Below are 22,144 nucleotides of genomic sequence, written 5' to 3' on the forward strand. Positions count from 1 at the left end.
CGGACGAAGGCAAGTTAAATTAAATTGCGAAATTATTAAAAATAAGTTTTTTGCGTATTATCATAGAGCAAACGCCCACTGCCATTAAGTTAAGGGCATTTGTCATTCCCGCGAAGGCGGGAAACCATCTCTACATTGGCACTGTGCTTAGCTAGAAATAGTTTCCCGCCTTCGCGGGAATGACAAAACCTTCCTTAACTTAATGGCAGTAGGGCAAAAACCCTGCTGGCAATTAGCAGGGTGGACTGATAAAATGTGCTAAAAATAGACAGGATTAAAAATTAATGACAGATTATTGCGGCTATATTGCTTTGGTTGGACGGCCTAATGTTGGTAAATCAACGTTGTTGAATCGTATCTTACAGCAAAAATTATCAATTACCTCACGCAAACCTCAAACAACCAGACACAGCATCTTGGGTATACAAACTCATGATGAATATCAGTTTGTTTATGTGGATACGCCAGGGATTCATCAGGGGTCAAAGAAAGCGATGAATCGCATGATGAATAAAACGGCCAATGCAGCCTTGCGTGATGTTGACGTTATCGCCTTTATCGTTGATGGCACACATTGGCAGGATGAGGATGAATATGTCCTTAGCCTAATTAAAAAAGCCAAGGTTCCCTGTGTTTTGGTGGTTAATAAGGTGGATAAAATTGTTGATAAGACTCAGCTTTTACCCTGGTTGGAAACAATGAGCCAGCGCCATGATTTTGCGGCGATTATTCCGCTTTCGGCCAAAACGGGAGTGCAGGTCGATAATTTGCAACAGCAGCTACAAGCCTTTCTTCCTGAGGGACCGCATTTGTTTGCTGATGATCAGTTTACTGACCGCTCCACTCGCTTTTTGTGCGCAGAACTACTGCGTGAGAAAATTTTTCGTCTCTGCGGCCAAGAATTACCGTATTCCACTACTGTTGAAATTGAATCTTATAAAGATGAGGGCGAGCTTGTGCGTATCCATGCCCTGATTATGGTGGATAAAGATAATCACAAGCGCATTATCATTGGCGATAAAGGAAGAAAATTAAAAGAAATGGCAACTAGCGCTCGTATAGATATGGAAAAGCTTTTGGATAAAAAGGTTTTTCTGCAATGTTGGTGTAAGGTCAAATCAGGCTGGGCTGACGATGAACGCCTATTAAAACAATTAGGCTATGACAGCTGAGGCCTTAGAAGCCTGGGTTTTACATAAGACACCCTCGGGTGATAGTTCGGCGCGGGTAACTTTCTTTACCCGCGAGAAAGGTCTTTTGAACTGCCTGTGCAAAGGAGGCCGCACACCCAAGAAGCAAGCTCTCTTACAACCTTTTGCACCATTGTGGCTTGCCCTTGATGTTCGCAGAGATTGGCATTTTGTACGTAATATGGAAATGTTGGTAGGTGTGCCGGAACTGAAGGGAAACTCACTTTTTGCCGGTCTTTATGTCAATGAATTATTGTACTACGCACTGAAGCCCATGGATTCTCAGCCGGAATTGTATGATATCTACCTCTCTACCATCGAGGGTTTAGCAGCCGTCAGCGAGCGTTTGGCTATTGAAATAGTACTAAGACGTTTTGAATGGGCTTTATTAGAAACTTGTGGCTACGCTATTTCCTTCACCCACACGGCAGACCATTCTGCTCCAATTCTTGCCGAATCTTACTATCAATTTGTCGCCGGCCAGGGTTTTATTCTGGCTGATACAGGTATTCCTGGACAGGATATTCTTGCTATTGCTGCAGGGCATTTACGCCTGGAGGTCTTGAAAAGCGCAAAATTCATCATGCGGCAGGCAATTGATCATTTTCTCGAAGGGCGAATACTGAAGTCACGATCTTTGTATCCAGGCAAAGGAAGGCCAATGCAAAAATGATATATAAGGCATTGGAAATTATTATTGGTGTTTTTTTAGGCAATCCTATAGTATTGCATAATTTTATATCTGGCTGTGTAAAAACATGCACTCTATTTTTGATCTTGATGACCTAGAATTCCTAAGAACGAATGGTTTAGGGCTAAGACATGTTGAATTAGCAAAAGGCTTGGATGAGCAACAAAATGGCTCAGATAGAGGCGACGCTGTTAGTTTGGCAAATTATGGTCTAAATGAAAAATATTCTTCTTTTCGCCACCTAGTTACTGATGAAAATTGCATAACCTTGCAAAAAGAAATTGAAAATTTTATTTTCCAATCATTCAAGTGTTTTCACCGTTCCAGTTATCGTTATCAAGATGCAGCCTTTCATTTAATGTCACGCGGGGATGAGGCACGTATTCCTTATGATTTTGGTAGTACTTATCCACTAGGCAAATGTGGAACTAGGGCTTTTACCGCGGATCAAATCGTATTTTCAATTTTTACTGATAGTTATCAAAATGAAGATATCGCTCATGCTACTGAACAGGTTTTTTTAGAGTTTAAGAATAAATTCAGGCAATTAAAAATTCAAAAAATTCAAACATGGCTAGCCCAGATTCAACAGAGCGAGGCTACAGGGGCTAAACGTTTGGCTGCTCTGCTGGTTCGATTAATTGATATCTATTCTGAAAATAGTTATTTAGTGCAGCCAGTCTATAAAAAATTAGAGCTGTTGCTTAAGCAAGAGGATTATCCCTTAGCTAGCATTGAAGAGCTGGAAGCTATTCTGCAAACCGTGGGTGCTGAGAAAAAGGGTGAATTAACTTTGATTTACACTTACAAAGAAGAATGCTGGGATGCAATGGATGAGTACACACTCAAGGAAAAATTGTTGCATTATGTTAGAAACCAAAATTTAGAAAAGGTAAAAATTTGTTTAAGCCGACTAGAGCCTAGCAGTTTTGCAACACTGGATTGGCCTATGGGATGCCCCTTGCAAGTTGCGGCCTCCTTTTCATCGATTGACATTTTAGAAGCGGTCTATGGATTTTATCCGCAACGCTATGACTTGCTTGTGCAGAATGAAAATCTTGCTACCCCTATTTTCTTTGCATTCCGGGCGGGCGAATTTAAGAATACGGATTTTCTTCTTTCACAACGACCCATGCTTATACGCGATCTGTCTTGCTCAAGGCAGCATATTTTTAGCAATCCTCCTGAACAATTTACTGAGAACTATTTTCAAACGCTCGATCATTTATTGCAGCAGGGCGCTACGGTTGGCAATGAACTGAGTGGGCTGTTTGAAAACCCCTTCGCAATTTGTGTAAGACAGGTTGGTTTTTCAGGCTGTGAGCCAACGCGCTTTTTTAGCCGCTTCTTACCTCTGACAGATTATCATTCTAAATATTGGGGGCTTTTGTCTTGTGCTAATGAGCTTTACTTCCTTTGTGATCACTCAACAACTCAGTTGTTAAATGACTCGCCTTATGTAGAGATTTTTCTAGGGCTGCAATCAGTAATTTTCGCATCACTCACTGAGGAAGAATGCAGGCAAATCAATGAATTAGTTCGTAAAGGCATTTATAGCGGCAATGCGAGAGAAAGACTTTTAAATGATCTGGCTGGTTTGCCTGGTGCTGAGAATAAAAGAAAGGTTCAACTTTGCTTTAATACTGAGATAAAACAGGTTGAGGAACCAAACTATCAAACCGCAAATCCCTATCGTTGGTCCTGCTTAAAGCCCAATCCTCTTAGAACAGAGGAGGTAGCTGACTATGATGATCTGAGCGAATCGGGTATGACACTTCCAGCTTGTTCTATTTTCTAAGATCTTTGTTCTTAGGGCTCCGTTCGGCCTGAGCAGATCAGCCCGCAGTGCTTTTCTCATTATTCCCTTCACCTAAGACGGGAGGCATAAGTTGGCACATAAATCGCATGAAAATCCACAATTACCAGACGTCCCCTTGTCGTCCTTACTTAATTAGCGTCATAATTTGTAGCAGTAGTTTTAATAAAAGGTGAATAACGATGTCTAAACAAATTTTTCTTGGCGTTAATATAGATCATATTGCAACAGTCCGGCAGGCGCGTGGTACACGTTATCCTGATCCTGTAAAGGCGGCTATGGATGCGGAAGAGGCGGGAGCAGATGGCATTACCTTGCACATGCGTGAAGATTTACGCCATATCCAGGCTCGTGATGTGCGCTTAATTAAAGAGGTTTTGCAAACCAAAATGAATTTAGAGCTGGCTGTCACAGATGCAATGTTGGATTTTGCCGAAGAGATTAAACCCGAATGTAGCTGCCTGGTACCTGAAAAGCGTGAGGAATTAACGACAGAGGGGGGGCTGGATGTTGTTGGTCACTATAATGTGGTTGCTAATGCAGTTAAGCGCTTACAGCGAATTGGTTCGGAAGTTTCCTTGTTTATCGATGCCGATAAAAAACAAATTGAGGCTGCAGCCGCTATTGGTGCACCAGTGATTGAGATCCATACTGGTTGCTATGCTGATGCGACAAATCCTGTTGAACGGCAACATGAATTGCAGCGCATTAAAGAGGCTGCTGAATTTGCAGCGTCCTTAAATTTGATTGTTAATGCCGGACATGGTTTAAATTATCATAATGTTCAGGCAATTGCGGCTATTAAAGAGTTACATGAACTAAACATTGGCCATGCAATTATCGCTCAGGCATTGTTCTGTGGTATGAAAGAGGCGGTGAGGGACATGCGTCAACTTATGCTGGAAGCAAGAAATTATGCCAAATAGAGATTCAATTGTTATCCGATTAACCGGTGATTCCGGCGATGGAGTGCAACTTGTTGGAGAGCAATTAACGATTACTGCTGCTCTAACAGGACGTGATGTTAGGACCCTGCCTGATTTCCCAGCGGAAATCAGGGCACCTGCCGGAACCGTTGCCGGTGTATCTGGATTTCAGTTGGCAATGGCAGAACAAGCAATTTTTACGGCCGGGGAAGAGCTGGATGTTTTGGTCGCATTGAATCCCGCAGCCTTAAAGCATTCGCTAGAGCATTTAAATCCTGGCGGCTTATTGATTATCAATGAAGACAGTTTTTCCGAAAAAGACTGGCAAAAAGCAGGCCTTAATCCCGACGTTTTGGATAAGGCAGCTGAACACTATCATTTGGTTGCCCTACCTTTAGTCACTCAGACTCTCAAGGCGGTTGAAAGTCTTGATATCAGTCATGCTCAGGCTAAGAAGGCAAAGAACTTTTATGTGCTAGGCTTGGTCTTGTGGCTTTTTGATTTACCTACAGACAGTTGCCTGGCCTTTATCACTAAAAAATTTAAAGCAAATCAACAGATTGCCAAAGCGAATGAGTTAACCTTATTAGCTGGTTATAACTACGCTATGACGCTGGAACTAAGCCGCCGGCAATTTATGCTTGGACAGGTAAGTCGTGACAATGGCGAATACCGGCAAATTACTGGGGTTGAGGCCGTGGCTTTGGCCTTGGCTACCCTTGCGGTCAGCACCAAAATACCCTTATTCGTTTCTGGATATCCAATTACACCGGCCTCCGCCATTTTGCACGAAAGCGCAAAATTAGCTGATTATGGCGTGCAACTGTTACAGGCTGAAGATGAGATTGCAGCAATTTGCTCTTGCATTGGTGCAGCCTATGGCGGCTGTTTAGCCTTGACCTGTACTTCAGGACCAGGACTAGATTTGAAAAGTGAAAGCCTCGGTTTAGCGGTAATGACTGAGCTACCGCTCGTCTTGCTGGATATTCAGAGAGCAGGCGCATCAACAGGTTTGCCGACCAAAACAGGGCAAAGTGATCTAAGGCAAGCCTTATACGGACGCCATGGTGAGGCACCCTTGCCGGTTCTAGCAGCTAAATCCTCAGCGGATTGTTTTAACACGATTATTGAAGCCTTCACTCTGGCAACCAAATACATGACCCCTGTGATTGTGTTGCTCGATGCCTATTTAGCTAATGCGGCAGAACCCTGGAAGATTCCTGCTGTAGAGTCTATCAAGATCCCTGAAATTAACTTTAACCGTTTTCCCAAACCCTATCAGCGCGATGAGCTATTAACTCGTAGCTGGAATGTGCCAGGAACTGCTGGGTTTATTCATCAAATTGGTGGCTTGGAAAAGCAGGGGGAAGAAGGGCGTGTTAGTTATGATGCGGAAAATCATCAAAAAATGGTCAAATTAAGAGCCGATAAAGTTGCTGGCATTTCACGTGATTATGCTGAATTGACAATCGAAGGCGATGAAAATGCTAAGACCTTGGTGATAGGCTGGGGAAGCACCTATGGCAGTTTGAAATCCGCGGTGAATCAATGTCATGCTGAAGGCTTAGCACTTGCCTTGGTGCATCTACGTCATTTAAATCCTTTGCCAGCAGATTTGGCCAGGCTTCTGACTAAATTTGATAGGATTTTGGTCGCTGAACTCAATTCAGGGCAATTGTGTCAGCTCTTACGAGCAACTTATTTGGTTGATGCTAAATCAATTAATCAATGTAATGGCCAGCCTTTTACTGTGAGCCATCTTGTTACAGCCATTAAATTGGAAGCTAACTATGAACAGCAGCTATAAACGTGAAGATTTCACAAATTCAACAGAGGTGCGTTGGTGCCCTGGTTGTGGCGATTACGCTATTTTAGCCGCATTGCAACGCCTATTACCTGAGCTGGGTTTAGCACCTGAAAAGCATGTTTTTGTATCAGGAATTGGCTGTGCTGGGCGTTTACCCTACTATATGAATACCTATGGTTTCCATACTATACACGGTCGGGCTACAGCAGTAGCAACAGGCCTCAAAGCGATGCGCGATGATCTGACTGTCTGGGTGATAACTGGCGATGGTGATGCTCTGAGTATTGGCGGTAATCATCTGATTCACTGCCTGAGACGTAATGTCAACGTGAATATTTTATTGTTTAATAATCAGGTTTATGGCCTAACTAAGGGGCAGTTTTCCCCAACGTCGCAAAAAGGGCAGGTGACTAAAACCTCACCGCAGGGGGTCTCTAATGAACCCATTAATCCCTTAACAATTGCACTGGCTTCAGGAGCTAGCTTTGTTGCTCGCGCTGTAGACAAAGATCCTAATCATCTGAGTGCAATCCTTAAACAAGCATACGAGCATCGGGGTTGTTCATTTGTAGAAATTTATCAGGATTGCAATATTTTCAATCATGGCGCCTTTGATGCCTTTGCTGTTAAAACAAATCGTGCCGATAAAACGATTGTATTAGAGGATGGGCAACCCTTGTTATTTGGCGCTGAGAAAGAATGGGCGCTTAGCCTTGAAAACGAAAGCCTGCAAAAAGTTGCTAGTCAGCAAGCTAAGGCCTTGTATCAGCATGATTCCTCTAATTATATTGCAGCAATGCGCCTATCTCGTCTTCATTTTCCCGAGTTTCCGGTTCCTTTAGGGGTTTATTATCAGCAAGAGCGTGAGATTTTTAGTTTGAATAAGCCTGCTAAAAAGTCGGTTGATGATCTTCCTGCCTTGTTTCGTGCGAGAGCAAGTTGGCAGCAGGAGGGGCGGTAGAGGGCGCCCCTCATCCTTAAGGGCTTATCGCCACCTAACGTAATAGGTCAAGTCTCTCTTTGTCTCAGCGCTACGTCATCCAGAGCGCAGCGAAGGATCTCCGGGATTAACACTGTGCCACATTCAGGAGATCCTTCGCTGCGCTCTGTATGACGTTGCATTAGGGTGATAGGGCTAACCTATTACCACCCAACTAAATCTCAACATCATGCGCCAATAACCGCCTATTCGCGCGGAAATATGTCAGAGGCGATTGCTCAAGTAAATCAGCAAGTTTTTCCATATAAATACAAGCAAAGCGATCAACCTGATAGGCGAAGTAGCTTTCTTCTGCGCCAGCTCTAAATACACGACCCCATCTGCGATTATAAAAACCTTGCTCTTCCTGTAATAACTTTGAGATTTCTGCATCAATTGAAGCAATTTGCTTTTGCAATTCTTGTAGTTCTGCTTCATGGACATGTGATTGCTCTTCAATATCTTGGGTATGACGCTCCAGATATTTCTCTTCTAAAACCTTTTTTACATCCATAGAGCTAACAATTTTACGTTCTACAGGCAGCGCGTTTTTCTGTGAGTTAATCTCTTGACCAAGTTCTTCAACAACGAGGGCAGTTCGCCAGTTGCAATCCTTTTTCAAGCGGACAATATCACCATAAATATGGTCGCCAATATATAAAATTTCATCGCCGTTAATATCCAGATCTTCGGTGAATTTTGTTGCACAGCCACCTTGATAAACACCGGGTGAAATTCTTCCCTGCAAATTGGTCATTGTGCCGTTGTCGGGATTGATCGATAAAAATCTAAGTTTGTCATAAAAAAATCGAGGCTTATTAGCTAAAGTAATTACATATTCAAACAGGTCGTGCCAAGTTTCACCCTCTTTGAGAAAGGGATTAATCGCATAATCTAATAAAAGTTTGGTATAGAAAAACTCGGAATTGGTAAGGATAAAAATTTTCTTGCCGTAGCGAATATAACGCTTCAACCCCTCAACAACCTCAGGCTCCTTAAGAACATACTCATCAAGGTTTTGGCTAATAACCGATTTTATACTGCCATCAGAGTGGATTTTGTCTACTGTATTGAGTACATCCAAGGCAATTGTGGCATAGCTTGGGAGATCGGCAGGGCGTTCATCCTTTAAATCAATGAGTTGGCTGAATAAGGCACAAAAAGCAATGGAAAAGGAGGTATCTATTGCAAAGTAATTGCTGTCATTTAAGTCAACATAGATACTGCGGTAGATTTTTTTCTGTTCGATATAGTTAATCTGTTTTGTTCCATGAAAACTATGGCGGATGGCGCCATAGCGGCTAAGTTTTAAGATATTGCCATTTTTACTATCAACAATGAGACCGCGTATGGCATCTTGAAAGTCAAATTGAAATTTCTGAATTGCTTCGGGATAGTGCTTTTTCTCAATGAGCTGCTGTATAACCAGTTTATAGACTAAGGATTCAAAGTTTTTTGTGTTGTAGCGAATTAGCGTATGGTCCATATCCAAGCCAATCAGCTTAATCTTTTTCATATTTAAAATGCGGTTAACAAATACTTTTGAATTCATCGTTTTTCCTAGTCTTGCCAAATTGAGATGTTTTTTGTGAAGAGTATAGTAATGCATTATTAGCTGGATATGATAGCCCTTAGCCTGGATGCAGCGCAGCGAAATTAGGGAAGCGGGATCACTGCTCCCGGATTTCGCTGCGCTGCATCCAGGCTACATTTTAAGAAGCGCCAAGTGTCTGGCTATATGGAGCTTCATCAACGCTCAGTTCATCTATAGTGCAGTTTTCTTTGTAGTGTTTGTAAGTTCCGGCGCCGAATAGGCCTATTCCAGCCAGAGTTACCGTAATTCCTACTGCAGCAGCGATGCCCAAGGTTGCTCCACTTAGAGCAGCGAAGGCGACGGCAACAGCAACCACTCCAAATACTGCTATAAAACCACCTAAAACTTGGAAGCTAAGGGCGGAGGAAAATTGTGTAGGTATACAACTTTTTCCTTCTAAGGGTTCTTCTTCGTCAGGCTTTTTGCTTGCTGGTTCAATATAGATGTCTTTTATTTTTTCGAAAAACTCTTCTTTGGAAATGTAATAAGTCTCTTCATCGATTGGTTTAGGCAGCGTTAGTTGTGATTCTGGAAGTAGCGTCTGACTAAATCGGTTTAATTCACTCAGATGTTCGCTGAGAAGCACTAAGATTTCATTTGATGTTTTCCGTATAGATTCTTCTTCCCAACGGAGGTATTGTGCGGCCAGGTTAATGGCTTGGGCATAATACTCAAGATTTTTCTTAGTTGCTTGACTGGTAAGCTGTGTTTGACATTGAACGACATAATCAATGTTAGTTTCCCACAGCTCTTGACTATATCGTGCTGGAATTCCTGTATTACATTCTCTTTCAACATCTGCGCTGAACTTAATAATATCCGCCAATGCATAGTGCATGATTTACACTCCCTAAGACAAACAAGGCTGTGCATGATAGCGAATTTGGTTTTTTTTGTCTAAGGAAACTGTAGGTTCTCTTAGACAAAAAAAATCCCGGCAAACTCACCGGGATTCAAGTTGAGGAGAGCGTTAATCACGTCCTGAGAAAGCACTCAGTAAGTTAAGAAGGCTTACAAAGAGGTTATAGATAGAAACAAAGAGCGTAACGGTTGCTGAAATATAATTGGTTTCGCCACCATGAATAATTTCACTGGTTTGAAAGAGGATTAAACCAGAGGAGATCAATACGAAGGCTCCAGAAATAGCCAATTGTAAGGCAGGTATATGGAAGAAAAGACCTGCAATCATTGCTAAGAAGGCGACCATTACACCAACAAAGAGGAAGCCGCTTAAGTAGCTGAAATCTTTGCGTGTTGTTAAAGCGTAGCCGGATAAACCAAAGAAAATGACACCAGTACCGCCCAGAGCAGTGCCAATTAACTGATGGCCATTTGAGAAGCTGGCAACATAGTAGTTAAGGATTGGGCCTAAGGTATAACCAAGAAAACCTGTAAAAGCGAAGACTGCTACTAAGCCGAGAGGACTATTTCTCAATGACTGTGTTAAAAACATCAAGCCATAAACACCGACAATCATAAGTATGGGGTTCATAGGTCTGACAGCGAGTGTAAACGCTATGTAGGCCATGAATGCGCTGAATAGGAAAGTCATACCGAGTAACAAATAGGTATTGCGGAGAACTTTATTGGTCGCAAGCACTGATGCATTACGCTGGCTTAAGATGGATACGTCATTTCTGTTCATGCGATAACTCCAGATTATTATGTACTAGTTTAGCATAGTTGGGGGTTGTTTGCTGACTTTCAAGTGTATAGTCATGCTTGATCACTGGCAAGCGCTATTTTTTCATGTGGCGTGTTGGGTTTCCGCGGCTTGAATACGGGACTACATATCCTGTGCCACTGTCAGCCCCCGCGGTCAATGCCCATAGGTATCTACACAAGTGACTGTAATGGACGCACGTTATCCAGAGCGCAGCGAAGGATCTCCGGGATTAGCACGGTGCCACATTCAGGAGATCCTTCGCTACGCTCTGGATGACCTAATGTTGAGACAAGGAGGGACATTTGTGTTGATACCTATGGCTCAAGCCGCGGGGATTCGAATCCTTTTAATATAAAAAGTAATCTGACAAACTCTAACCTATTTCGAATTCCCGCGGCTTGACCGCGGGATCTAGCTCTGGTGTAAGTCACATAGCTCCCGTGGTCAAGCAGCAAGAATTTGGGGTAACTATAATATATAGGTAAACGGAGATAATCTTTGGGTGACGGTTGAAAAATTATAGATGAATCACAGATAATGAAAATTCAACATCTTTGGACGGGTTTATGCCTAAATTAGCTGCAGCGCAAATGGTTTCCTCTGCTTCGGTCAGTGATAACTTGAAACAGATTGAACAATTTTTTATTAATGCAAAAGAGGAAGAGGCTGATTTATTGATGCTTCCTGAGAATTTTGCGTTTATGGGGATGCACGAAAGCGATAAATTGAGCATTGCTGAAAAATATGGTGTCGGCGAAATCCAGGAGAAAATCAGCCATTGGGCTAAATCTTATGGTTTATGGGTTATTGCAGGTACCTTACCCTTAAAAGGCCTGAATAACAGAGTCAGAGCCAGTTCTCTTGTCTTTGATAACAAAGGCTTATGTGCAGCTCGTTATGACAAAATCCATCTTTTTGATGTGCGGGTTGCTGATAATGAGGCGCACCAGGAGTCGTCAACTGTTGAACGAGGCGATGAAGTCGTGGTGGTTGATACTCCAATTGGCAGAGTGGGCTTGACTGTTTGCTACGACTTGCGTTTTCCAGAATTACATCGACAATTAGTAGTAAGGGGAGCTCAAATCTTGGCTGTGCCTTCAGCTTTTACGGCAGTGACTGGTGCTGCGCATTGGGAGGTTTTATTAAGGGCGAGGGCGATAGAGAATTTATGCTATGTAGCTGCGCCTAACCAGGGTGGACAACATGAGAATGGCCGGCAAACCTACGGACATAGTATGATTGTCGAACCTTGGGGAAAGGTTATTTCTTGCCATGAAGCAGGCATAGGTATGATAACTGCTGACATTGATTTACATCGTTTGGAGCAATTGCGCCTACAGTTTCCCAGTAATGAGCATCATGTGCTCATCAATAAATGACATTCTTAGAAGGTAGAATTATGACTCAGGCACTGGCCATCGCTAAAGATCTATTATTAAAACCCGCCTCGCTGGATGAATCAGCGTTAGACAGGTTAATTCGCTCTATGCTGAGCCATCATGTGGATGATGCTGATCTTTATTTTCAATCGAGCAGCTATGAATCCTGGTATTTGGAGGATTCAGAGGTAAAAAGCGGAAGTTATTCAATTGATCGTGGAGTTGGGGTTCGCGCGGTAAGTGGTGATAAAACAGGTTATGCTTACTGTGATGATATCTTATTGCCCGCAATGCAACGTGCAGCTGATGCGGCAAGGTCAATAGCCTTTTCCAGCACTAAATCCGCGCAGGCAATCCAAATTGCTACTAATCCGATTAGCCGTTATGCGGCCATAAACCCCATCGAGGGCATGTCCAAACAGGAAAAAATTGCTTTATTGGAAGCGATTGATAAGGAAGCAAGACGAATTGATCCAAGGGTTATTCAGGTCAATGCCTCCCTAAGCGGATGCTATGAGGTAGTGATGGTAGCAGGCCTTCATGGTGAGTTGACTGCAGATATTCGTCCCCTTGTCAGCGTTAATGTGAGCGTTATTGTTGAGGATAAAAATGGCCGTCGCGAATCAGGTCGTTCAGGCGGGGGGGGACGTGTTGCCTATTCCTATTTTACTGAGCAGGAAAGAGCCTTGGACTACGCGCGCCTGGCTGTCCGTGAGGCGCTGATAAATTTGGACGCAGAAGATGCGCCAGCAGGAACTATGCCTGTGGTCGTTGGTCCTGGTTGGCCAGGTGTACTCTTGCATGAGGCTGTAGGCCATGGGTTGGAAGGCGATTTTAATCGCAAGGGTTTATCTGCTTTTTCTGGCCGTATTGGTCAGCAGGTTGCGGCAAAGGGAGTGACAGTTGTCGATGATGGTACTCTCAAAGATAGAAGAGGTTCGTTAAGTATTGATGATGAGGGAACACCCTCACAATGCACAACTCTCATAGAAGACGGTGTGCTGGTTAATTATATGCAAGATAAACTTAATGCTAAGCTGATGAATATGAAACCTACAGGTAATTGCCGTCGGGAGTCTTATGCACATCTGCCAATGCCGCGGATGACTAATACCTACATGCTGGCCGGCAATCATTCACCGGAAGAAATCATTCGCTCAGTTAAACGCGGTCTCTATGCGGTGAGCTTCAGTGGTGGTCAGGTTGATATTACCTCGGGACAGTTTGTGTTTTCAGCGAGCGAGGCTTATCTGATTGAAGATGGCAAGGTTACCAAGCCGGTGAAAGGAGCTACTCTGATCGGTAATGGGCCTGAAGTTATGAAGAAAATTTCGATGATAGGTAATGATCTGGCTCTCGATAGTGGCATTGGTGTTTGCGGTAAGGATGGTCAATCTGTACCTGTGGGTGTTGGCCAGCCAACCTTAAAAATCGATGCTCTCACAATTGGAGGGACGCGCTAGGTTGCTGCGAATGAGTGCGTCTATGCTCCAGGGGGATATCTCAGGGGGCAGTTAAGGATGCTACCCCAAACCGTTCGAGCTGAGCAACTCAGTCCCTTTGGGGCAAATATCAGGAAGGAACTTCGAACCAGCAACCCCTCATCCGCCCTTCGGGCACCTTCTCCCCGTTCACGAGGAGAAGAGACTCTTTTTTCTCCCTTCGCCCCTTTGGGGAGAAGGTGGTGGCTGATGAGGGGCGGTTCTAGCACTAACCCTCATCTATCCTTCGGACACCTTTTCTCCACGCTTAAGTGAAGGAAGTAATGAAAACCGTTCTTTGAGAGGAGGCCTTTAGGCCGTCTCGAAGCCTTGCACAGAGTGAGGCTTCGAGACTTGTGCTTACGCACAGACCTCAGGGGATGAAAGGACCAGGGGTTATTAACCCCAACCCAGATCTTAGCAATTACTTCCTGAGAGCATGCTGATATAGGAACCATTGTCTTCTTCTGTTTCAGCAAATAATGTTTTCCCCTTAGGAAACAAAGACGTCCATTGCCCATCTTCCTGGTCAGATGAGCATAGAGGAGCTGGTTCAGCATCAGCCATTTCACTAAAAAAGGAATGAGGGTTTGGCTCGATTTTGGGGTTGACAGGCGCGGGGTTATCTTCAGCTTCATCAGCCACAGGTGGCTGGGGAGATGAACTGGGATAAGCCTCTTGCTCAGGACCATTCGGAGGTAATTTGCTTGAAGACTCGTCTTCAGCAGAATAATTCAAGGATGCTCCTATATTTTTAATCTTTTCTTTAAGCTTAAGGTCCCCATTTTTTCGACAAGCAAATTGCGTGATAACTGCATAACTATGCCCTCCCATTTGGAGGGTATTAAGTTCTTGTAGGATTAGCTTTACGCTCTCTACCGCACTATCGAAGGTGTATATTCTGGAAATTTCAAAGGCGCTAAAACCTAGCTGTCTCAGCCTCTGATAATTTTGCATAAAACTGTTTAAGTGTTCTGTACGCTTAGGTTCGCCAAACATTTGAATTAGGTCGCTGTGTCCTATCTCATCCTTGCCAATCAAACGCATAAGAGCATCATGCATTCTCAGTAAATTGAGATGAGGAGCTTTATCATCTTGTAAAAGCAGCTTGTTAGTTTGTTCAAGCCTATAGCCTTTGCTCATTAATTGCTCGCTCACAGTTTGATAGTATTCTCGAGTTAAATTGAATCTAATCAAGGAAGTGTCTATGATTTCATTCAACTTAAGGCGCAGTGGGGGAGGAGTGGTTTTTGTCAGGCTATGGCCTCTGGATTGTTCATGGTAATCGCGACGTTTCGCTGGTTGACGGACAGGGAGAGGCGATTTAGAACTAGATGCGGGTAAAGGCTTCTCCAAAAACATTTCACGAGTTGTCTTAAAACCTTTCAGCTTAAAATAGGTTGCTAAATTAGTGTGAATATCGGTTTCGCTAAAGAAATTGTTGTGTAAATAAATACGACTAACGTTTGGGGGTAAATACTCAAATGCTCCCATTAAATCTAGAATATTCATTTTCCCTAGATTGTTCCCTGATAAATCGAGAGTTATTAGATCTTTAGGTAGAGTATTAAATTTATCGCGGATTGCTTTGATAGATAAACTGTAAAGTCCAGTGAGATGAATATACATGTTGATTTCCAGCGTAAAAGGCAAAAAATATCCAGTAAAGAGAATCACGAATTATTCAATATTTATATTAAGTTAACCTGAGCGCTTGAAAGAATATTTTGATAGTGATTATTTAGATTTAATTGAAGGAAGTGCTCATTATTAAGTGAAGAAAATCCCCACGTCCCGCGAACAAGTCGCGGGACGTAGGCAAGGGTGTAGTCCTTCACTTAATGACAGTGAGGCAAGTGCTCAGCCCCTGTTGGTTCATCTTGCTAAAAAGTACTATTCCAATGGCTTCTTTGCCAGCTTTATCAGCAAGGCCTTTATCTCATGAATACGCTCTTCAGCTGAGGTGCTATCCAGAGTAAAGCGTAGGCGAGTAGGGCCCTCTAGCTGGTAGCGTTTGGCTTGGAGTTGAATCAGGCTAATTAGAACGGCGGGATCAATTTCTGGTTGTTCGCTGAATTCAATTTTTCCTGCCTGCTGAGCCGCATTGATTTTGTTGATGCCTAATTGGCTAGCTAATAATTTAAGTTCAGTCACCAAAAGAAGATTTTTAGCAGGTTGCGGTAACAGGCCGAAACGGTCAATCATCTCGATTTGCAAGTCGCGCAACTGTTCTTTATGGGCGGCATTGGCTATACGCTTATACATAATGAGGCGAGTATGGATGTCAGCGATGTAGTCCTCAGGCAGGATTGCACTTAGGCGTAAATCGATCTCTGGCCCTTGTTGCATAGGGGTTGCTAATTCTGGCGTTTTACCCGCTTTCAAATCACTAACAGCCCTCTCCAGCATTTCCATGAAGAGAGTAAAGCCGATTGCATGCATATTGCCGCTTTGCTCTTCGCCCAAGAGTTCACCTGCACCGCGAATTTCCAAATCATGGGTGGCGAGTGTGAAGCCTGCGCCTAAGTCTTCGAGTGAGACTATCGCTTCAAGGCGTTTGACCGCATCAGGGGTTAATAATTTCTCATTAGGGGTTAATAAATAGGCATAAGCCTGATGGTGAGAGCGGCCTACGCGCCCACGTAATTGGTGTAACTGTGCCAAACCAAATTTATCTGCTCTATCGATAATGATGGTATTAGCTGTGGGAATATCGATCCCTGTTTCGATAATGGTTGTACTAACCAGAACATTAAAACGGTGATGATAAAAGTCGGACATGATCCGCTCAAGCTCTCGTTCGCGCAGCTGGCCGTGGGCAAAGCGAACCTTGGCTTCGGGTACCAGCGTTTGTAAATCCTGACAGATGCGCTCGATGGTTTGTACATTGTTATGTAAGAAAAATACCTGACCGCCACGTAGAATTTCACGCAGCAGAGCTTCTCTTAAAATGGGCTCATTCCTTTCCTGCCAGAAGGTTTTGACTGCTAGACGTTTCGCCGGTGGAGTAGCAATTAGTGAAATATCACGGATATTGGCCATCGCCATATTCAAGGTTCGCGGAATAGGGGTGGCAGTCATTGATAAAATATCAACATTGGTACGTAGAGCTTTGATATGTTCTTTTTGTTTAACCCCAAAGCGATGTTCTTCATCAATAATCAGCAGGCCAAGATTTTTAAATTGGATGTCCTTGGAAAAGAGCTTATGTGTCCCGATGACAATATCAACTCGTCCGTCTTTAAGTGATTCAACAATTTTTTCCGCTTCTTTAGCACTGCGGAAACGAGATAGTAATTCAATATTGACTGGGAATTCAGCAAAACGGTCGCGGAAGGTTTCAAAATGCTGACCCGCTAAAAGTGTGGTGGGCACAAGCACACAGACTTGTTTGCCATTTTGAACGGCCAAGAAAGCGGCGCGCATGGCAACCTCAGTTTTACCAAAGCCTACGTCACCGCAAATTAGGCGATCCATCGGGCGCGGTGATTGTAAGTCCTTGATAATCTGTTCAATTGATCTTAGCTGGTCAGTTGTTTCAGCAAAGGGAAAACCACTGGCAAAGCGTTGATATTCGCTAGCATTAAACTCGTAGACATAACCGGGTTTAGCTTCTCGTTTTGCATAGATTTCTAAAAGCTCAATGGCGACATCATGAATTTTTTCCGCCGCTCGTTTTTTCTCTTTTTGCCAGAGATCGCTACCGAGTTTATGCAAGGGCGCGTGTTCGCTATCGACCCCGGTGTAACGGCTGATGAGGTGCAAGGAGGTAACTGGCACATAGATTTTATCATCCCCTGCATAAGCTAAGATGAGGAACTCATTGGCTGAGCCATTACTTTCAAGAGTTTTTAGCCCTTGATATCGCCCAACACCAAATTGGATATGCACAACAGGAGCGCCAAGGCGAAGCTCAGCCAGGTCACGAATGATTAAATCAGGATCAACAGACTTTTGGCTGCTGCGTCGTTGGGGAATAACCTGTTCGCCAAAAAGTTGCGCCTCAACAATGATTGCAAGATTTTGCTCAAGCAATTCAGCGCCCTGAGTCAGTGGCCCCGTAGTAATGTTGACCTTCGCATCATCGCTGAGAAAGTCTTGCCAAGAGTCTTGGGTTTTTGCACTTAACTCATTTTGGCGCAGCAAATCCAACAAGACCTCACGTCGGCCAGCGCTTTCAACCACCAAGAGATAACGTTTGTCAGCCGCTGCCAGATAGTGAGCAAGCTTGCTTAAGGGTTGGGTACTTTGCCGTTCTAAGGGAAGAGAAGGGGCTTTCACAATCTCGAAATTATATAGGGCACCTTTCTTTTCTACAGTCTCATGGAAGCAGCGTAGTTGTTGGTATTTGTTGGCTTCAGTTAATAATTCGGTTGGAGTCAAAAAACAGGCGTTTGGTTTTAAAATGGGGCGAGAAATATCATAACTTCGTTGCTCGTAGCGCGTTGATAATTCCTGCCAAAATTGTTCGGCCTGTTCCTGGATTGCTTCCACCAAACATACAGCGGCATCGGCAGGTAGATAATCAAAAAAAGTCGCTGTTTGCTCAAAAAATAGGGGAAGATAATATTCAATTCCAGAAGGGAACTGGCCATCGCTAACTGCTTCATACACAGGGCATTGGCTAGGGTTTCCAGTAAATTGCTCTCTAAAGGCTCGGCGAAAGAGTGTAATACTCTGCTCATTTAAAGGAAATTCACGTGCTGGTAAGACATGGATCTCACTGAGTTTGCTAATGGTTCGTTGGGTTTCAGGATCAAATTGACGCAGGCTATCTATATCCTCATCAAATAATTCAATGCGAAAGGGGAAGGAACTACCCATGGGAAATACGTCAAATATGGCACCACGAATAGCATATTCGCCATGTTCAAGAACCTTATTGACGGAGTGATATCCCGCTTGCTGCAACTGATGCCTGAATTGCTCTAAGTTTAGGGTTTGTCCTTCTTTGAGCATTAGGGCATGGTGATGCAGGAATTGTGGCGGGCAAAGCCTGTGCATTAAGGTGCTCACCGAACTAATCACTATCGCATTGCTGCTTTGCTGGAGTCTGCTTAGGGTTGCTAGTCGTTCGGAAATGATATCTTGGTGAGGTGAAAATTGATCGTAGGGCAGGGTTTCCCAGTCGGGGAAAAACAGTAATTCTTGCGGATTGTTTTTTCTATCAAGAAAAAACTCGAGCTCGGCAAGTAGCTGTCCTGCTGTTAAATTGTCAGGAGTGATTAATAATTTAATCCCTTTTTTTTGTTGACAGTATTCAGCAAGCGCTAAGGGAAGACTACAGCCATAAAGCTGTCCCCAAACTTGCTTAGCAGCTACCGCGGGATGTTGAAGTATTGTTGTTGCCATGACTGGAATTAAAGCCTTTAGAACAAGGCGCAGAAGTATACTATACCTTTGGGCAGTGGACAAAAATTTAGGGTGATAGAAGTGGCAATCCAAAAAAAGCCCCGAAATCCCGCGGTCAAGCCGCGGGATTTCGGAAAAGAGGCTAGCTTGTCTCTTCATCATAGACATCTAATGGCCTTGAAAAGATTTATAAGCCCCCCAGATATACAGGTCATTGAGCCTAATAACGAGAGAATTTATGAATATTACCCTTTTAACGCTAAATGAGATCAAACAATGTATTAACATGAAGCAGGCTATCGATGTGATGGAAATTGCTTTTAAACAACTCATTAATAAAGAGGTTGTTTTACCCTTAAGAACTCCGGTGGCTGTTGCCAAAGAAGGTGCTTTATCTTTAACAATGCCTGGTTATTTAGAAAGACAAGAGGCTTTGGGGGTAAAACTTGTCTCTATTTTTCCTAATAATTTGCATAAGGCTAAGCCCGCTATTAATGGCGCTATTGTGCTGCTTGATGCTAAAAGTGGTGAAACTCTGGCAATGATGGAAGCGGCTTATCTGACTGCTTTGAGGACAGGCGCTGTGTCGGGTTTGGCTAGCAAATATCTTGCAAGAGAGGATGCTGAGCATTTGGCAATTATCGGTTCAGGCACCCAAGCCCTGACACAACTTGAGGCGGTCAGAGCAGTTCGCGATATTAAACGAGTTTCAGTCTGGTCCCGCAATAAGGAAAATGCACAGGCCTTTGCAAGATCACTTGATAGCAGTCTTGAAAGCAAGGCCTATGATGACATTAGCGATGCGGTTAAAGAGGCTGATATTATTTGCACGGCAACAGGGAGCACTCAACCGCTCCTCTATCTTAAAGATTTAAAACCGGGCGTACATATCAACGCAATAGGTTCTCACTCCACTGAAATGTGTGAGCTTGCCAATGATGTGATGGCCCATTCAATCGTTGTTGCTGACCAGCTGGAAGCGGTGCTTGCCGAATCAGGTGAAATTGTTAGCGCGATTAAAAATAAAATGTTAGAGCAGTCAGCAATTCGAGAGTTAGGTGAGGTGATATTGACTGCTAATGAAGCTGATAAACAGGAAATAACAGTGTTCAAATCTGTCGGTTTAGCAATTCAGGATATTAGCATCGCCCAGGTTGTTTATCAGAATGCTTTGCAAAAACAATTGGGTGTTAATTTTGCTTTAAGTTGATTGTAGGTTGGTGGGTGAAGCACCCCTCATCCGCCCTGCTGGCACCTTCTCCCCGCAGGGCGGATGAGGGGGCTGCTGGTTCGAAGTTCTGTTCTTAACCTGCACTCACCAGACCAACATAACGAATAAGATAACTAGTAGCTAAGCCCGACAATAAACCAAACAAATGCCCTTCCCAAGACACGCCTTTTTTCCCTGGAAAAATGCCAAAGAAAATACCTGCGAAATAATAAACACTGATAAGACCTAAGATTATTGCTGTTGCTGAGCCTTGGTTGAAAATATCGCTAACCAAGAGTCCCCAATAACCGGTAATAACACCGCTTGCACCAACATGGATTCCTGGCTTAGCAAAACACCAGACTAAGATGCCGCTAAGTAGGGTAATAATTAGAGTTGCCCACAGAAAATAGGTTAACCCATTGATTAAAATGAAGTTCGCTAAGACTGCTAAGGGGATGGAGTTAAAGAAAAGGTGATTAAAATTGGCATGCAGTAAGGGCGATAAAATAATACCGGGGAGGCCGATAAGATGCCTAGGAATTATGCCTAAGTAGAGTAGGCGCTTGCCCATCATTTGGTTAAGAAAAAAGACAGCCCAGGGGATTGCTAGAATAACAGCAAGTGTTTTCATATTTGCCTGAGTTTGACTGACAATCTGGGTGAGACTGGCTGATAACTGATCGAACATTTTTAAACCTCTTCGTTTTTATTAATGACCTGGCACAAAAGATTACCCTTCGCCAGGCGAACATTAATAGTCTCACCGATATTGACTTGAACAGAATTAAATAAAACTGATTTCTTATAGGTAGCTAAGGCATAACCCCTATCCAGAGTAGCCAAGGGGCTAACAGCATGCAAGGTTGCCATATTCGTACTAAGTTTATGTTTTAGCTTATTAAATTTTTCCATCATCGCTTGGGATAACCGTTGCTCAAGTCCTTGTACTTTGGCCTTGGTCTGTTGTACAAGCGCCATTGGATTTCTAGCATTGAGCTTGGTAGTTAAGAGATGCAGCTGCTTTTGCCTTTGAAAGAGCAGGCCTCGCATATGGTGATTAAGCTGTCGTTCTTGATAATCAATAGTTTGCCAATATTTGTTAATAAGCTGGGCTGGTGATAAAAACTTAGCGATGTGATGGGATAGCAGGAGTTGTTGATGCTGAATGAGGCGCTTTGTAGCCCTGAAAATCCGTTCCTCAAGAGTTGCTAGCCTGTTTTTTAAGTCAAATTGGTCTGGAGTCACTGCTTGTGCTGCTGCAGTGGGGGTTGCTGCTCGCAAATCGGCGACAAAATCAGCAATGGTAAAGTCAGTTTCATGACCAACACCAGAGACAATGGGAATTGCACTTTGACTAATTGTCAGAGCCAGTCGCTCATCATTAAATGCCCATAAGTCTTCAATACTACCGCCACCTCTGGCCAGAATAAGCACATCGGCTACAGCCTCTTTGTTTGCCCTGTTAAGGGCATTAACCAGCTGTTGAGCCGCGTCCTTTCCCTGTACCTCACTGGCATAAACTTTGACTGCGGCCAGGGGATAGCGCTGTTTTAAGGTTGTTAATATATCGCGAAGAGCAGCGCCTGAGCTTGAAGTAACTACGGCGATGACAGAGGGGTAGAGGGGTAATTTCCTTTTTCTTGCTTCCTCAAATAAACCCTGAGCCTGCAATTTTGCCTTTAGCAATTCAAATTGACGATAAAGCTCACCTAAGCCAGCTTCGCTTAATGAATGCACAATAAGCTGATAGTCCCCTCTGGCCTCGTACAAGCTTAAACGTCCTTGAGCGAGAACTTGTTGGCCGTCTTTAAAGTTTTTGCTGTTAAGGTCATGATGATTGCGAAAATAAACGCAGCGGATCTGCGCACCAGGATCTTTAAGGCTGAAGTAAAGGTGGCCAGAGCTGGGTTTGGCTAAATTCGATATTTCACCAATCACAGTGATTTCACCTAACTCCATCTCCAACCAGGAGCGTACCTGACGGTTGAGTTGGCTAACAGTGAGAGCCTTAGGGTCGTTATGCATGGTAGATAGACTATATTTAAGATAC

16 protein-coding genes are annotated in these 22,144 nt (G+C 43.6%); 9 read left to right on the top strand and 7 right to left on the bottom strand.

All coding sequences use genetic code 11. The annotated features are described in order from the left end of the window. Positions 1–284: 284 nt before the first annotated feature. The 6 genes from era (at position 285) to BN1094_RS14495 (ending at position 7,391) form a co-directional block, all read left to right on the top strand. The gene (era, locus tag BN1094_RS14470; protein ID WP_044011792.1) at positions 285–1,172 is read left to right on the top strand and encodes a GTPase Era; all 888 of its coding nucleotides are present in this window, start codon (positions 285–287) and stop codon (positions 1,170–1,172) included. Beyond that, positions 1,162–1,863 (top strand): DNA repair protein RecO, encoded by a 702-nt coding sequence (recO, locus tag BN1094_RS14475; RefSeq protein WP_044011793.1) that lies wholly within the window; start codon positions 1,162–1,164, stop codon positions 1,861–1,863. The genes era and recO overlap by 11 nt, the downstream gene beginning before the upstream one ends. An 85-nt stretch (positions 1,864–1,948) precedes the next feature. Continuing rightward, positions 1,949–3,679, top strand: coding sequence for a hypothetical protein (locus BN1094_RS14480; protein WP_044011794.1), 1,731 nt, complete (start codon positions 1,949–1,951; stop codon positions 3,677–3,679). A 200-nt stretch (positions 3,680–3,879) separates the two neighbouring features. Beyond that, positions 3,880–4,623 (top strand): pyridoxine 5'-phosphate synthase, encoded by a 744-nt coding sequence (gene pdxJ / locus BN1094_RS14485; RefSeq protein ID WP_044011795.1) that lies wholly within the window; start codon positions 3,880–3,882, stop codon positions 4,621–4,623. Then, complete coding sequence (locus BN1094_RS14490; RefSeq protein WP_044011796.1) at positions 4,613–6,430, top strand: 2-oxoacid:acceptor oxidoreductase subunit alpha; 1,818 nt, start codon at positions 4,613–4,615, stop codon at positions 6,428–6,430. The genes pdxJ and BN1094_RS14490 overlap by 11 nt, the downstream gene beginning before the upstream one ends. Beyond that, positions 6,414–7,391 carry a 2-oxoacid:ferredoxin oxidoreductase subunit beta gene (locus tag BN1094_RS14495; RefSeq protein ID WP_044011797.1) on the top strand — a complete coding sequence of 326 codons (978 nt, stop codon included), beginning with the start codon at positions 6,414–6,416 and terminating at the stop codon, positions 7,389–7,391. Before BN1094_RS14490 ends, BN1094_RS14495 begins: the two co-directional genes overlap by 17 nt. Positions 7,392–7,584: 193 nt before the next feature. On the opposite strand, the gene BN1094_RS14500 is transcribed toward BN1094_RS14495, so the two are convergent. The 3 genes from BN1094_RS14500 to BN1094_RS14510 form a co-directional block, all read right to left on the bottom strand. Beyond that, entirely contained in the window at positions 7,585–8,961 is a 1,377-nt protein-coding gene (locus tag BN1094_RS14500; RefSeq protein ID WP_044011798.1) for an HAD-IG family 5'-nucleotidase, read from the bottom strand. A 160-nt stretch (positions 8,962–9,121) separates the two neighbouring features. Next, positions 9,122–9,841 (bottom strand): hypothetical protein, encoded by a 720-nt coding sequence (locus BN1094_RS14505; protein ID WP_044011799.1) that lies wholly within the window; start codon positions 9,839–9,841, stop codon positions 9,122–9,124. A 132-nt stretch (positions 9,842–9,973) separates the two neighbouring features. Beyond that, positions 9,974–10,648 carry a Bax inhibitor-1/YccA family protein gene (locus tag BN1094_RS14510; RefSeq protein ID WP_044011800.1) on the bottom strand — a complete coding sequence of 225 codons (675 nt, stop codon included), beginning with the start codon at positions 10,646–10,648 and terminating at the stop codon, positions 9,974–9,976. 587 nt (positions 10,649–11,235) lie between these two features. On the opposite strand from BN1094_RS14510, the gene BN1094_RS14515 reads away from it, so the two are divergent. Both BN1094_RS14515 and tldD read left to right on the top strand, forming a co-directional pair. Next, positions 11,236–12,048 carry a carbon-nitrogen hydrolase family protein gene (locus BN1094_RS14515; RefSeq protein ID WP_044011801.1) on the top strand — a complete coding sequence of 271 codons (813 nt, stop codon included), beginning with the start codon at positions 11,236–11,238 and terminating at the stop codon, positions 12,046–12,048. 20 nt (positions 12,049–12,068) lie between these two features. Then, entirely contained in the window at positions 12,069–13,511 is a 1,443-nt protein-coding gene (gene tldD, locus BN1094_RS14520) for a metalloprotease TldD (RefSeq protein ID WP_044011922.1), read from the top strand. 435 nt (positions 13,512–13,946) lie between these two features. Here tldD and BN1094_RS14525 read toward each other — a convergent pair whose 3' ends face one another. Continuing rightward, positions 13,947–15,158, bottom strand: coding sequence for a hypothetical protein (locus BN1094_RS14525; RefSeq protein WP_044011802.1), 1,212 nt, complete (start codon positions 15,156–15,158; stop codon positions 13,947–13,949). A gap of 264 nt (positions 15,159–15,422) precedes the next feature. Beyond that, positions 15,423–18,881 (bottom strand): transcription-repair coupling factor, encoded by a 3,459-nt coding sequence (gene mfd, locus BN1094_RS14530; RefSeq protein WP_044011923.1) that lies wholly within the window; start codon positions 18,879–18,881, stop codon positions 15,423–15,425. Positions 18,882–19,119: 238 nt separating this feature from the next. Here mfd and BN1094_RS14535 point away from each other — a divergent pair, with 238 nt between their 5' ends. Next, the gene (locus BN1094_RS14535; protein WP_044011803.1) at positions 19,120–20,091 is read left to right on the top strand and encodes an ornithine cyclodeaminase family protein; all 972 of its coding nucleotides are present in this window, start codon (positions 19,120–19,122) and stop codon (positions 20,089–20,091) included. Positions 20,092–20,185: 94 nt separating this feature from the next. Here BN1094_RS14535 and BN1094_RS14540 read toward each other — a convergent pair whose 3' ends face one another. Together BN1094_RS14540 and xseA are read right to left on the bottom strand one after the other, a co-directional pair. Next, entirely contained in the window at positions 20,186–20,782 is a 597-nt protein-coding gene (locus BN1094_RS14540; protein WP_044011804.1) for a rhomboid family intramembrane serine protease, read from the bottom strand. Positions 20,783–20,784: 2 nt separating this feature from the next. After that, complete coding sequence (gene xseA, locus BN1094_RS14545) at positions 20,785–22,119, bottom strand: exodeoxyribonuclease VII large subunit (RefSeq protein ID WP_044011805.1); 1,335 nt, start codon at positions 22,117–22,119, stop codon at positions 20,785–20,787. Positions 22,120–22,144: the final 25 nt, after the last annotated feature.

The sequence above is a fragment of the Legionella massiliensis genome (genome assembly GCF_000756815.1).
GTDB classification, from domain to species: Bacteria; Pseudomonadota; Gammaproteobacteria; order Legionellales; family Legionellaceae; genus Tatlockia; species Tatlockia massiliensis.

Coding starts and splice junctions, on each gene's coding strand:
- xseA (WP_044011805.1), bottom strand. CDS start 22,119: ATGCATAACGACCCTAAGGCTCTCACTGTTAGCCAACTCAACCGTCAG.
- tldD (WP_044011922.1), top strand. CDS start 12,069: ATGACTCAGGCACTGGCCATCGCTAAAGATCTATTATTAAAACCCGCC.
- era (WP_044011792.1), top strand. CDS start 285: ATGACAGATTATTGCGGCTATATTGCTTTGGTTGGACGGCCTAATGTT.
- BN1094_RS14490 (WP_044011796.1), top strand. CDS start 4,613: ATGCCAAATAGAGATTCAATTGTTATCCGATTAACCGGTGATTCCGGC.
- BN1094_RS14510 (WP_044011800.1), bottom strand. CDS start 10,648: ATGAACAGAAATGACGTATCCATCTTAAGCCAGCGTAATGCATCAGTG.
- BN1094_RS14500 (WP_044011798.1), bottom strand. CDS start 8,961: ATGAATTCAAAAGTATTTGTTAACCGCATTTTAAATATGAAAAAGATT.
- mfd (WP_044011923.1), bottom strand. CDS start 18,881: ATGGCAACAACAATACTTCAACATCCCGCGGTAGCTGCTAAGCAAGTT.
- BN1094_RS14480 (WP_044011794.1), top strand. CDS start 1,949: ATGCACTCTATTTTTGATCTTGATGACCTAGAATTCCTAAGAACGAAT.
- BN1094_RS14495 (WP_044011797.1), top strand. CDS start 6,414: ATGAACAGCAGCTATAAACGTGAAGATTTCACAAATTCAACAGAGGTG.
- BN1094_RS14505 (WP_044011799.1), bottom strand. CDS start 9,841: ATGCACTATGCATTGGCGGATATTATTAAGTTCAGCGCAGATGTTGAA.
- BN1094_RS14515 (WP_044011801.1), top strand. CDS start 11,236: ATGCCTAAATTAGCTGCAGCGCAAATGGTTTCCTCTGCTTCGGTCAGT.
- recO (WP_044011793.1), top strand. CDS start 1,162: ATGACAGCTGAGGCCTTAGAAGCCTGGGTTTTACATAAGACACCCTCG.
- pdxJ (WP_044011795.1), top strand. CDS start 3,880: ATGTCTAAACAAATTTTTCTTGGCGTTAATATAGATCATATTGCAACA.
- BN1094_RS14540 (WP_044011804.1), bottom strand. CDS start 20,782: ATGTTCGATCAGTTATCAGCCAGTCTCACCCAGATTGTCAGTCAAACT.
- BN1094_RS14525 (WP_044011802.1), bottom strand. CDS start 15,158: ATGTATATTCATCTCACTGGACTTTACAGTTTATCTATCAAAGCAATC.
- BN1094_RS14535 (WP_044011803.1), top strand. CDS start 19,120: ATGAATATTACCCTTTTAACGCTAAATGAGATCAAACAATGTATTAAC.